This is a genomic window from Xanthomonas sp. JL1, from assembly GCF_038405005.1.
The window spans coordinates 50827-62941 of record NZ_JBBYGR010000006.1; the positions used below are offsets into that span (position 1 = coordinate 50827).

Annotated in this window: 10 protein-coding genes; 4 read left to right on the forward strand and 6 right to left on the reverse strand. The window is 65.4% G+C overall.

The genetic code is table 11. From position 1 onward, the window contains the following. Nucleotides 1–16 precede the first annotated feature (16 nt). Nucleotides 17–2986 (forward strand): YadA-like family protein, encoded by a 2970-nt coding sequence (locus WJW29_RS01330; RefSeq protein ID WP_103057271.1) that lies wholly within the window; start codon nucleotides 17–19, stop codon nucleotides 2984–2986. A gap of 46 nt (nucleotides 2987–3032) precedes the next feature. After that, entirely contained in the window at nucleotides 3033–4940 is a 1908-nt protein-coding gene (locus WJW29_RS01335) for a S8 family peptidase (protein ID WP_011407551.1), read from the forward strand. A 128-nt stretch (nucleotides 4941–5068) separates the two neighbouring features. On the opposite strand, the gene WJW29_RS01340 is transcribed toward WJW29_RS01335, so the two are convergent. Further along, entirely contained in the window at nucleotides 5069–5605 is a 537-nt protein-coding gene (locus WJW29_RS01340; RefSeq protein WP_011407550.1) for a hypothetical protein, read from the reverse strand. Nucleotides 5606–5770: 165 nt separating this feature from the next. Between WJW29_RS01340 and WJW29_RS01345 the strand changes: the two genes are divergently transcribed. Continuing rightward, the gene (locus WJW29_RS01345; protein ID WP_011407549.1) at nucleotides 5771–6037 is read left to right on the forward strand and encodes a DUF3297 family protein; all 267 of its coding nucleotides are present in this window, start codon (nucleotides 5771–5773) and stop codon (nucleotides 6035–6037) included. 142 nt (nucleotides 6038–6179) lie between these two features. On the opposite strand, the gene WJW29_RS01350 is transcribed toward WJW29_RS01345, so the two are convergent. The 5 genes from WJW29_RS01350 to WJW29_RS01370 form a co-directional block, all read right to left on the reverse strand. Beyond that, entirely contained in the window at nucleotides 6180–6338 is a 159-nt protein-coding gene (locus WJW29_RS01350) for a hypothetical protein (RefSeq protein WP_153296752.1), read from the reverse strand. Nucleotides 6339–6450: 112 nt separating this feature from the next. After that, complete coding sequence (locus WJW29_RS01355) at nucleotides 6451–7212, reverse strand: ABC transporter permease (RefSeq protein WP_027703259.1); 762 nt, start codon at nucleotides 7210–7212, stop codon at nucleotides 6451–6453. Next, entirely contained in the window at nucleotides 7209–8153 is a 945-nt protein-coding gene (locus tag WJW29_RS01360; protein ID WP_011407547.1) for an ABC transporter ATP-binding protein, read from the reverse strand. Before WJW29_RS01360 ends, WJW29_RS01355 begins: the two co-directional genes overlap by 4 nt. 246 nt (nucleotides 8154–8399) lie before the next feature. Next, nucleotides 8400–10037 carry a Na+/H+ antiporter gene (locus tag WJW29_RS01365; protein WP_042464458.1) on the reverse strand — a complete coding sequence of 546 codons (1638 nt, stop codon included), beginning with the start codon at nucleotides 10035–10037 and terminating at the stop codon, nucleotides 8400–8402. 481 nt (nucleotides 10038–10518) lie between these two features. Continuing rightward, a complete protein-coding gene (locus tag WJW29_RS01370; RefSeq protein WP_228329679.1) occupies nucleotides 10519–11154 on the reverse strand; it encodes a hypothetical protein in 636 nt (211 codons plus the stop codon). 397 nt (nucleotides 11155–11551) lie between these two features. Between WJW29_RS01370 and WJW29_RS01375 the strand changes: the two genes are divergently transcribed. Continuing rightward, the gene (locus WJW29_RS01375; RefSeq protein ID WP_011407544.1) at nucleotides 11552–12109 is read left to right on the forward strand and encodes a fasciclin domain-containing protein; all 558 of its coding nucleotides are present in this window, start codon (nucleotides 11552–11554) and stop codon (nucleotides 12107–12109) included. The last annotated feature ends 6 nt before the right edge of the window (nucleotides 12110–12115 follow it).

Genomic DNA, 12115 nt, shown 5'->3' on the forward strand with positions numbered 1-12115 from the left:
CGTTCTGGGGACACCGATGAGCCTTCTGCCTGACCATGTAACGGGCCAGCACCGCGCCCGCCTCGCCGCTGCCCGCCCCGCCGGTAGCACCGCCTGCATCGCACCACCACCGCGGCGGCCGCTGACACGCGCCATGCTCACCCTCCTGTTTCTGGCCAGTCGTCTGGCAACTGCACACACCGCCACACCTGCGCCAGAAGCGACAAGCCCGACCAGCCAAGCCAGCACCGCCGACACCACAGCGCAGGACAACGCCACCACGCCACCAGACGCGGCTGACGACATCGGCAAGCATCTGCAGATCGTCGGTGGCAGCGACCCGGCCGAGGACGTCGGCGCATTCGCCGCCGAGCCCTATGGGGTGGCCATCGGCGAGGCCAGCAATGCGCTCGGCGAAGGCGGTATTGCACTGGGTGCCGGTGCCACGGTGACGGCCAAGCACGCGATCGCCACCGGCTACGCGGCCGCGGCGAGCGGCGAATCGGCCGTCGCCATTGGCGGCACGACCGAGATATTCGACTACAACGACGCCGGCGAGATCATCGGCAGTCACCAGGATTCCACCGAGGCCAGCCAGTTCGGCGCGGTAGCGCTGGGCGGCGGTGCCAAGGCCACCGCGGCGCTGGCTACTGCGGTAGGGAGCGGCAGCGAAGCACGCAACGTGCAGAGCACGGCGCTGGGCTACCGCGCCCGCGCGTTCGAAGACGGAGCGACCGCTGTCGGCGGCTTGTCGGTGGCCTCGGGCTATCTGTCGACCGCCAACGGCTACTTCGCCCGCGCCACCGGCACCAGTAGCGTGGCGCTCGGCAACACCGCCCTGGCCAGCGGGATCGACAGCGTGGCCATCGGCGGCGTCAGCACTGCCGCGGCGGCGGCCGGCAACAGCAGCAGCCTCACCGCGGCCACCGGCGTCGGTAGCGTCGCGCTGGGTGCGGGTGCGGTGACGCAATCCAATTACGCGATCGCCCTCGGCTACAACGCCAACGTGTTCCCCAACCTGCCGGGCAACACCGATGCCGTGGCGATCGGCCACAGCGCCGGTTCGTTCGCCCCCAACACGGTCTCGTTGGGCGCCTATGCCTTGGCATCGAACCAGGACGGGATCGCCGTGGGTCACAACAGCTGGGCCTTGAGCGCCAATAGCGTGGTCCTGGGCTCGGGCGCCATCAGTTCGTGGTTCAACCCCAACAGCACCGCCTTGGGTGCGGCCACCCGCACCGACGGCGTCGATGCCACCTCGATCGGCTATGGCGCCAAGGTCGGCAACTGGGTAGACGATGCCTGGAACCGCGCTCCGGTCAGCGCGGTGGCGCTGGGCGCCTTTTCGCATGCAACGCGCAGCTACAGCGTGGCGGTGGGCGATCTGGCATCCGGATTGACGCGACAGATCACCAGCGTGGCGGCCGGCACCGAAGCCACCGATGCGGTCAACAAGGGCCAGCTCGATGCGTTGGCTGCCGATGTGCAGGCCACCAGCGGCGTGTTGCAAGCCAATGGCGAGGGCACTGCCAGCGCGACCGGCAAGCACAGCACGGCGGCCGGTGCCGGCGCGTCGGCCAGCGGCGCGCGCAGCGCGGCCGTGGCGGCAGGCAGTCGTGCCAGCGCCGCCGGCGCCAGCGCACTGGGCGTGGACAGCAGCGCCAACGGCGTGAACAGCACGACCATGGGCTACAACAGCTTCGTGCGCCAGAGCGGCGTCAACGGTGTGGCCTTGGGTGCCAATGCCGGTGCCAGCGGGGCCGATTCGGTTGCGCTGGGCTCAGGTTCGCGCACCTACGAGGCCAATACGGTCTCGGTGGGCAGCGGCAACGGTCACGGTGGCCCGGCGACGCGGCGCATCGTCAATCTAGGCGCCGGCGCAATCGCCGACGGCAGCAGCGAGGCGATCACCGGCGGACAGTTGTTCCAGTCGCTGAGCAACGCCGCCAGCGTCCTGGGCGGTGGCGCAGCCATCGGCGCACAAGGCGTGTTCGTTGCGCCGACCTACGTGATCCAGGGTGCCAGCTACACCAATGTCGGCGCCGCACTGACCGCGCTGGACAGCAAGGTCAGCGCGCTGGATGGTCGCCTGGGTGGCACGACGTCGTCGCGGACGGCCGCGTTGCGCAGTGCCGGCGTGGCGGCAGGACTGGCGCCTGCAACCTCCGCAATTGCGACAGCCGAGGCTAGCGCCCCCGGGCTGAAAGGCACGCCGACGCCGGCGGTCGCCAGCACCAGCACGGTGGCCGCCACGTCCACGGCGACGGGGAGCGCGGCAGTGGCCAACGATGTCACCGGCACGGCGATCGGTGGCAGCGCGTACGCGCACGGCCCCAACGACACCGCGATCGGCAGCAATGCGCGCGTCAATGCCGATGGCAGCACCGCAGTCGGCGCCAACACGCAGATTGCTGCAGTGGCGACCAATGCGGTGGCGATGGGCGAAGGCGCACAGGTCAGCGCGGCGTCAGCCACGGCCATCGGGCAGGGCGCGCGTGCCACCGCGCAAGGCGCCGTCGCAGTGGGCCAAGGCGCGGTGGCAGACCGCGCCAACACGGTCTCGGTGGGTAGCGTCGGCGCCGAGCGGCAGATCACCAACGTGGCCGCCGGCCGTTCCGATACCGACGCGGCCAACCTCGCCCAGGTCTCTGCGGGCGACGCACGGACCTTGAGTTCGGCCACTAGCTACACCGACAGCCGCGTCTCGGCCCTGAGCGACAGTTTCAGCCAACTGCACGACGACAGCATGCGCCGCTTCCAGAACATGGATCGTCGCATCGACCGCCTCGGTGCGATGAGCGCGGCGATGCTCAACATGGCCATCAATGCGGCCGGCACACAAAGCGAACGTGGGCGTATCTCCGTCGGCGCCGGCTTCCAGAGCAGCGAGCATGCGCTGTCGATCGGCTACGCCCGCAAGATCGGCGAGCGCGCCTCCTTCAGCCTGGGCGGCGCCTTCAGCGGCAACGACTCCTCCGCCGGCCTGGGCTTCGGTGTGGACTTGTGAGCCTGCCCGCACGCACCGCCATCCCCTTCTTCTTGGAATTGCGCCCATGAACATCGCCTCTCCGCCACTCCGGACCCTGTTGTTGAGCGCTGTGCTCGCCACTGCCCCCTTCCAACTGCATGCGGCCAACGATCCGCTGGAACAGCGTGGTCTGGTCGACAGCCCGGTGCCTGACGGCTCGCCCGCGGCCGGCAGGCTCATCGTCAAATACAGGCCCAGCATCGGCTCCGACGCGCTGCGCGCGTCCATCCTGTCGTCGGCCGCACGCCGCGCCAACCTGTTGCCTCCCAGCAGCAACGCCGCCCGTAGCGCGCCGATGGCCGCGCGCGTCCTGCGCACCAGCGGCACCGGTGCCAGCGTGCTGCGCCTGACCGGTCATCTGACTACTGCCGAGCAAACCAGGCTGCTGACCGAACTGCGCGCCGACCCCGCCGTCGAATACGCGCAATTGGATCGGATGATGCAGCCGGTGCTCGACCTGGTCGGGTCGGCCGCACTGCCGGCACAGGCGCGTGCAACAGCGCAGCACACCGATCCGGCAGTGCCCAACGACAAGTTCTACGCGAAATATCAATGGCATATGCAGGACAGCGCAGGCGGGATCCGCGCGCCCAAGGCCTGGGAGACCTCCACCGGCGGCGGCGTGGTGGTGGCGGTGATCGACACCGGCATCCTGCCCGACCACCCGGATCTGAAGAACAACGACCACATCCTGCAGGGCTACGACTTCATCACCAACGCAAGTGTGTCCCGTCGCGCCACCGACGGCCGCGTACCCGGCGCGCTCGACTACGGCGATTGGATAGACGACGACAATACCTGCCTGCAGCGCGCGCGCGCCAGTAGCTGGCACGGCACCCACACGGCCGGCACGATCGGCGAACTGACCAACAACGGGATTGGCGGCGTTGGTGCCGCACACGACGCCCAGATCCTGCCGATCCGCGCGCTCGGGCACTGCGGCGGCATGAGTTCGGATATCGCCGATGCGATCGTGTGGGCATCGGGCGGGCACGTCGATGGCGTGCCGGACAATACCCATCCGGCCGAAGTGATCAGCATGAGCTTGGGCGGCTTTGGCAGCTGCGACAGCAATACGCAGCAGGCGATCAATACGGCCGTCGCCAACGGCAGCACGGTGGTGGTGGCCGCCGGCAACGATGCCATCGATGCGGCGCAATTCACCCCGGCCAGCTGCAGCAACGTGATCACCGTGGGTGCCACCCGCATCACCGGCGGCATCACGTTCTATTCCAACTTCGGCTCGGTCGTCGACCTGTCAGGACCCGGCGGCGGCCAGGACCAGGACACCGGTAACGGCGGTTGGGACGGGTTGGTGCTGTCGACCGGCTATAGCGGCAAGACCACGCCGACCTCCGGTCAATATAAGTACCTCGGCTATGCCGGCACCTCGATGGCCTCGCCGCACGTCGCGGCCGTGGCTGCGTTGGTGCAAAGCTCGCTGGCGAGCACTGGCAAGACACCGCTCAACCCATCGCAACTGCAGGCGGTCTTGAAACAGACCGCGCGCGCCTTCCCGGTGCCACCGCCGACGGCGACACCGATCGGTACCGGCATCGTTGATGCGACGGCGGCGATGGACTATGTCCGCACCAATTGCAGCGGCAGCAGCTGCAAGCCGGTGAGCACCGCACTGAGCAACCGCACGCCGGTCACCGCGCAAAGTGCCGGCGTCGACGAGGAGCATTTGTATAGCTTCACCGCCACCGCGGGGACGCCGTTGAACGTGCTGTCCTACGGCGGCAGCGGCAATGTCGCCCTGTACCTGACGTTCGGCGCCGAGCCCACCACCCGTAGCTACGACCTGCGTTCGGTCCGTCCCGGCAATACGCAGACCCTGCGACTGCCCTCGCCACAGGCCGGCACCTACTTCATCAAGCTGGTCGGCGGAGACGGTGGTTTCAACAATGTGTCCTTGATGGCCCGGCAGTGATCTGGCGGGCATCGCTCCAGCGCGGCGAGGTCGCGCAGGGCACGCCATGCCATGCCATGCCTGCGGTTCGGCAACGTTGTTCTCATCCCCACTGGCCGTGGCCCGGGCGGCAGTCGTCGGCAAGCGGGTTAGAACGGATCGCTGCCCGGGCGCAGATCCGCACCCAGGATCGCTGCCAGCCGCTGCATGTCCTCATCGTTGCGGCTCAGTGCCATCCAGCCGGCACGGTCGTCGCTGCCGGTGTCCCAACACCACAGGGTGTAGCCGTATTCGCGCAGGCGATCGTACGCCACCGTCAGCAGCGCGGCGGTGTCGTTGGCGACCAGGAAGTCGTCATCGTCCATGTCGCCGCCCCAGTCGATGCGCAAGTTCCAGCGTGCGGCCAGTTCGTCGATCGCACTGATCAGCGTTTCGCTGTCGCTGCCATCCACGTAGAACCCTGAGCTCCAGTCGATCGCATCCTTCAGCGCCCATAACCACGCATCGCCATCGGTCTCGCCGGCGCTCTCGCGATAGGCATCGAACTGGCGCAGCGCGGTTTCTTCGTCGCCCGGATTGATCAGCAGCAACAGGTTCCAGACCAGCCCCTGATGGGTGTCCGGATCGTCGTCGTTGTCGGCGCTGAGGTCATCCGGTTCATCGTAGTCGGCGCTGTTGTCGGGCATCACGGTCTCACTTCCACAGATTGCAGGGCGGAAGTGTGAGGCCTGATGGCGCGCAAGCAAACAGATTGCCGCACGCAACTGCGTCGCCGGGGCTGGTCTTCACGGCGCAGGCCCGTATCCTGTGCGGTCGAAGACGTCTCTCCCGGCCGCCATGACGCCTTTCCCATGAGCGATACCCCTCCCGATCACCTGGCCATCGACGCGCGCAGCCCATTCCACAATGCCGATGCCCTCAACCGCGGCGTCGGCGTGCGCTTCAACGGTGTCGAACGCGACAACGTGGAGGAATACTCGGTGAGCGAAGGCTGGATCAAGGTGCAGGTCGGCAAGGCGCGCGACCGTCGCGGCAACCCGATGACGATGAAGATCAAGGGCGAAGTGGCGGCCTATTACCTGGACACCAAGAACGGCGCCAAGCCGGCTGCCGAGTAAAAGCGGCTGACAACACCACTTCACGCCAGGCTGCTGCAGGCTGGCGGATCTGTGCCCTGGCTGCAGTGACCTTGCCCGCGCACCGTCGCGGGACATGCTGCAAGTACGTTCTTGTCCGCGTTTACGCGGCATCCATGGCACGTCAGGTCCCGCGACGGTGCGCGGGCAAGGTCCGGTCGCGTTGGTCGGTGTGCAACGCTTTCAATAAAGCCGCCAGGAAACCGTCTGGTGCGGTGTCCTTGCCGATTGCGGAACCGTTGGCGGCATGGATGCCGCCATCGAGCCCCAGGGACGGAGTCACGGCATGTCCCGCGAGCGGCGAGGGCACCGCGCACGCGACCCACGCAGCGTTTGACCTGAACTCCCGCCGGCATCCACCAGGATGCGGCCGACAAAACCACTGCACTCACCACTCACGCGTTGAGCCAATAGCCGCTGCGGAAGATCGCCGCCGCCACGCCAAGGCACACAACCAGGAACAGAAAGGTCATGCCGGCGCTCACCGCGATATGCACATCGGCCTTGCCGTAGAAACTCCAGCGGAAGCCGCTGATCAGATACACCACCGGGTTGAACAGCGTGACCTTCTGCCACAGCGGCGGCAGCATATTGATCGAGTAGAAACTGCCGCCCAGGAAGGTCAGCGGCGTCACCACCATCAGCGGAATCACCTGCAATTTTTCGAAACCATCGGCCCAGATGCCGATGATGAAACCGAACAGGCTGAAGGTCAGTGCGGTGAGCACCAGAAAGCCCAGCATCCATACCGGATGGGCGATTTGGTACGGCACGAATAGGCGCGCAGTGAGCAGGATCAACAGCCCCAGCATCACCGACTTGGTCGCCGCCGCCCCCACGTAGCCGATCACGATCTCCCACCACGCCACCGGCGCGGACTGCACCTCGTAGATGGTGCCGGCCCAGCGCGGCATGTAGATGCCGAACGACGCGTTGGAAATGCTTTCGTTGAGCAGCGACAGCATCACCAGCCCGGGAATGATGAAAGCGCCATAGCTGATGCCGTCGATATCGCCCATGCGCGCACCGATCGCCGCGCCGAACACCACGAAGTACAACGAGGTAGACAACACCGGCGAGGCGATCGACTGCGTGAGCGTGCGGAACGCGCGCGCCATTTCGAAACGGTAGATCGCCGCAATCGCATGCACATTCAGGCGCGCACCTCCTGTTGACGTGCGCCATGCACCAGGTTGACGAAGATCTCTTCCAGCGAACTCTCGCTGGAATGCAGGTCCTTGAAGTCGATGCCCTGCGCATTGAGCCGGCGCAGCAACGCACCGATGCCGGTCTGCTCGGCCTGGGTGTCGAAGGTGTAGATCAAACGATTGCCATCGGCAGCCAACTCCAGCGGCAGATCGGCCACCGCGGCGGGCAACGCCTGCAACGGCGCCTGCAGGCTCAGCGTCAGCTGCTTGTTGCCGAGCTTGCGCATCAGCGTGCGCTTGTCTTCCACCAGCACCAGTTCGCCGCGGTTGATCACACCCACGCGGTCGGCCATGTCTTCGGCCTCTTCGATGTAATGGGTGGTCAAAATGATGGTGGTGCCCTGTTCGCGCAGCCGCCGCACCATCTGCCACATATCGTGGCGCAGCTCCACGTCCACACCGGCAGTGGGCTCGTCCAGAAACAGAATGCGCGGCTCGTGGGCGAGCGCCTTGGCAATCAGCACGCGCCGCTTCATGCCACCGGACAGCGTGGAAATCTTGTTGTTGCGCTTCTCCCATAAGGAGAGCTCGCGCAGGATGGTTTCCAGATACTGCGGATTGGCCGGCTTGCCGAACAGGCCGCGACTGAACCGTACCGTGGCCCATACCGTTTCGAACGCGTCGGTGGCCAGTTCCTGCGGCACCAAACCGATGCTGGCGCGCGCGGCGCGGTAGTCGCGCACGATGTCGTGCCCATCGGCCAACACGGTGCCGGTGCTGGGGTTGATCAACCCGCAAATGATGCTGATCAAGGTCGTCTTGCCGGCACCGTTAGGGCCGAGCAGCGCGAAGATCTCGCCGCGCTGGATCTCAAGATCCACCTGTTTGAGCGCCTGGCAACCGCCGGCGTAGGTCTTGCTCAAGCCATGGATGGCAACGATCGACGTCATGGGTGCGATACGAAAGACGATAAGCGCCCCAGGGTAGGCGGTGCGCCGTGACGATGGCAGTGGGTGAGATGGGAGTGTGTCTCCCGACGTGCATCGCCGCTAGGCCAACACGCAGATCAGCCGGAACACGCCTGCGCATGATGGACATCAGTACGGAGTGCTATCGCGCGCAAGCGCGCTCCTTCACAACGACGACCTCACGACCGCCGTGGCTCTTGCGATTCCCCAATCCCCATTCCCACGCGCTCAAGCGCGCTTGCGCGACTCGATCAGATCCAGATTGCGCACCAGCCGCCGCGACAACTCGTCGGAAATCTCGCGGCGTCGGGCCAGCTTGAACAACTCATTGCGCTCGGCCACCAACGCCGCATGCCGGAACTGACGCAGCGCCTTTTCGTAGGCCACCGCCTCTTCCGGATCGGTCTCGGCCATGTCCACCGAGCCGAGCTTGCGCTGATAGCGCTGACTGACCTGGTTGGCCGCCGCGTTGTAGCGCTCGGCATGTTTGCTGCCATCCACCAGCCGCTGCCGCAGTTTTTCCACTGCATCCAGCGCTGCCTGCGAGGCGGCTTTCGCGGCCAGGTCTTCCTTGAGCTGCTCGTCTTCTTCTTCGGGAAGCTCCAGCCCGCGCAACAACCGCGGCAACGCAACGCTGGCAACCAGCAACGACACCAGAATGACCGAGGCCGCCAGGAAGATCGCCAACTGGCGGGCCGGGAATGGCGAGCCGTCCTCCAGCATCAAGGGCAGCGTGAGCACGCCAGCCAGGGTGATCGCGCCGCGCACGCCGGCCAGCGACACCGCCACCACGATCCGCCACGGCGGGCTGACATGCGCCTCGCCGCGTCGCTGCGCCTTGAAGATATTCCAGCGCAGCGACAGGAACACCCAGACGAAGCGCAACGCCATCAGGCTGGCGCTGATGGTGGCCACGTACACCGCCAGCCACCACGGATTGAGGTGCCCGGCCTCCTGCACGCTGCGCACCGCGCCGTCCAGAATGCCCGGCAACTGCTCGCCCAGCAGCACGAAGATGATGCCGTTGAAGGTGAACTGCACCGTGTCCCACACCGCCGAACGCTGCAGGCGCATGTTGCCCGGCGCGTTGCCGGCCATTTCCACGTAACTCATGGTGATGCCGGCGGCCACCGCGGCCAGGATGCCCGATGCATGGAAGGCTTCGGCCAGCAGATAGGCTGCAAACGGGGTGAGCAGGTTGACCAGGATCGCCGAACCGGGCTCCTCGCCGAAGTGCCGCCAGATCCAGGCCTGGATGCGGCTCAACCCGAAGGTCGTCGCCACGCCCAAGGCCAGACCAGCCAGCGCCACCCACAGGAAGGTCAGCGAAGCGGCCGTGACCGAGAAGGTGCCAGTGAGCACGGCCGCCACCGCGAATTGGAAACACACCAGGCCCGAGGCGTCGTTGAGCAGCGACTCGCCTTCCAGGATGTGCATCAGGCGCTTGGGAATCGGCACCTTGGAGGCGATCGACGACACCGCCACCGGGTCGGTCGGCGAAATGATCGCCGCCAGCGCGAACGCCACGGCCAGCGGCATCGCCGGTATCAGCCAATGGATGAAGACGCCGGCACCAATCACGGTGAAGATGACCAGCCCCAACGCCAGTTCCAGGATTGCCGCCTTGTCGCGGAACAGGCCTTGTTTGGGAATGCGCCAGCCATCCAGAAACAGCAGTGGCGGCAGGAACAACAGGAAGAACAGCTCCGGCTCCAGTTCGTGCCCCGCATCGAACACGCCGGAGACCACCGCGCCCAGCGCAATCTGGACCAACGGCAACGGTAGCGAGAACGGCAGGATGCGGATGAGATAACCGCTGGCCGCGACCGCCAGCAACATGGCGAGGACGACATCGATCGAATGCATAAAAACCCGGAATGAAAGAGCGGCCGCACGTGCGGCATCGCATATTGCGACGCACAACAACGCACTTACGGGACCATACCGGGTTGCAACCGGCGATGAAACCACCGCACCGCATGGCCCTGAGTGGTCCTGCGGAGTGATCGCCACCATGGTGTCGTGCTACGCACTGTGGCGTGTGTCTGTCGGTCCGACATGGTGTCTGCCGGATGGGCAGGCACGGCCGTGTTTCGTCAAGAAATCATGGCGTACGGCACGATGAACCGCTGCGCCAGCGAGGCGATGCAACCGGCGCGCCATGCGCATGCGCGCTGCGTACCGCAGGCAGCAGGCAGCAGGCAGCAGGCAGCAGGCAGCAGGCAGGCGATGATCCACCGCTAAAGCCAACGGCCGCTCGATCGCCTGGAACGCGGTGCCGTCGAAAGCAGCCGGCACGTGATCGCTCGCAACTCACGCATGCCCGCACTGACTCGCCGAACCAGGATCAGCGGTGGGAAAGGTGCCTGTGCGCATGCGGCGTCGATTGCCGAGCGCCCTCGACCGGGACCAGGAAGATCGCATCATGCAGTTTCAGCTTGGAGTCGTAGTGACGCACCGTCACCTTGACCGCCTTGACCTTTTTCTTGAAGGAATATGGCCACTGCGCGCCCATCATCTCCTGCCCGACCCTCTGACCGTGAGCGTCTTCGACGAGCTTGATGCGCACCGGGTAATTGCCTGTGCCGCGGTTGTCCGCATCGTTGGCATCGGACACGTCGATATGCGCCTTCGAAAACGCCAGCGTCGACGGGCCGCCGTCCTTGTCATTGGCGCTGTCGTCGAAGCCGATGTTCTTGTAGCTATAGGTCAGCAGGATCACTTGCATAGGAACCCAGGAACCGCCGCCATGATTGGGAATTTTCACCTTGGCCACGCGTGCGGAATCAATCGTGAATTCCCACTCTCTCGGGACGCTCCATTTCTGCCCTGGTCGATAGGTCTCATTCGCAGGACCGGAAGCGGTCGCTGATGGCGCAGGCGTGACGGCTGATGCCTGTGCAGTGCCGAATAACGCCAGCGTGCCTGCCACTAGCAGTGTCGGCAGCACCCATCGATTGGATTCGCTCTTTTCGGATTTCATGTTTTACGGCCTATCAGCACTGATGATCATGCGAGGCACCAACAATAATTGCACGCGACCCGCGTCGCCTTTGCCAATCGCGAACATTCGTGCCGCATTAGGGAGGTCGTGCAATAGCGATGACGCCGCTGGACGTTGTAACAGCCTGATCGCGCGTCGCCTGCAGTGCAGTTGCGCAGTAGCGTTTTCAAGCCATCGGTCGGCCTGTGTCGTTATCGCTGGTCGAACAGACTCAACCACAGGCCACCCGATCAGGGCCGCGACGGCAGAATGCGGCAACATTGCAGCGCAACATGTTTATGTAAAAAACGCGTGATGCATCCGCGCCGCATCAGGCCGCGTATCAGTGTTCACGGTTGCCATCCAGGCGATCGCCAACCCAAAGGATCGATGCCTCATGAAGACTTCATTCCAGTCGCTTGCCGCTGCTACCGCCATTGCCCTGACCAGCGCCATGGCCCCCGCCTACGCTGCGTCCAATCCAATGGTTGGCGGCGCGCCGATGCTGGCAACCAAGGACATTGTCGATAACGCGGTCAACTCCAAGGACCACACCACGCTGGTGGCTGCCGTCAAAGCCGCCGGCCTGGTCGAGACGCTGAAGGGGCCGGGCCCGTTCACCGTGTTCGCACCGACCAATGCGGCGTTCTCGGCACTGCCGGCCGGCACTGTCGATACCTTGCTCAAGCCCGAATCCAAGGCGACGCTGACCAAGGTGCTGACCTATCACGTGGTGCCGGGCAAGGTAGATGCTGCATCGCTGATCGCCAAGATCAAGGCCGGCGGCGGTAGCGCTACGCTGACCACGGTGCAGGGCGAGCCGCTGACCGCAAAACTCAATGGCAAGAAGGTCACCATTACCGACGCCAAGGGCAATACCGCCAACGTCACCATTGCCGATGTCATGCAGAGCAATGGCGTGATCCACGTGGTGGACAAGGTGTTGATGCCGTAACTACCT

Excerpts from the sequence above, each read along its gene's own strand:
- WJW29_RS01330 (WP_103057271.1), top strand. The coding sequence starts at position 17 with ATGAGCCTTCTGCCTGACCATGTAACGGGCCAGCACCGCGCCCGCCTC.
- WJW29_RS01335 (WP_011407551.1), top strand. The coding sequence starts at position 3,033 with ATGAACATCGCCTCTCCGCCACTCCGGACCCTGTTGTTGAGCGCTGTG.
- WJW29_RS01340 (WP_011407550.1), bottom strand. The coding sequence starts at position 5,605 with ATGCCCGACAACAGCGCCGACTACGATGAACCGGATGACCTCAGCGCC.
- WJW29_RS01345 (WP_011407549.1), top strand. The coding sequence starts at position 5,771 with ATGAGCGATACCCCTCCCGATCACCTGGCCATCGACGCGCGCAGCCCA.
- WJW29_RS01360 (WP_011407547.1), bottom strand. The coding sequence starts at position 8,153 with ATGACGTCGATCGTTGCCATCCATGGCTTGAGCAAGACCTACGCCGGC.
- WJW29_RS01365 (WP_042464458.1), bottom strand. The coding sequence starts at position 10,037 with ATGCATTCGATCGATGTCGTCCTCGCCATGTTGCTGGCGGTCGCGGCC.
- WJW29_RS01370 (WP_228329679.1), bottom strand. The coding sequence starts at position 11,154 with ATGAAATCCGAAAAGAGCGAATCCAATCGATGGGTGCTGCCGACACTG.
- WJW29_RS01375 (WP_011407544.1), top strand. The coding sequence starts at position 11,552 with ATGAAGACTTCATTCCAGTCGCTTGCCGCTGCTACCGCCATTGCCCTG.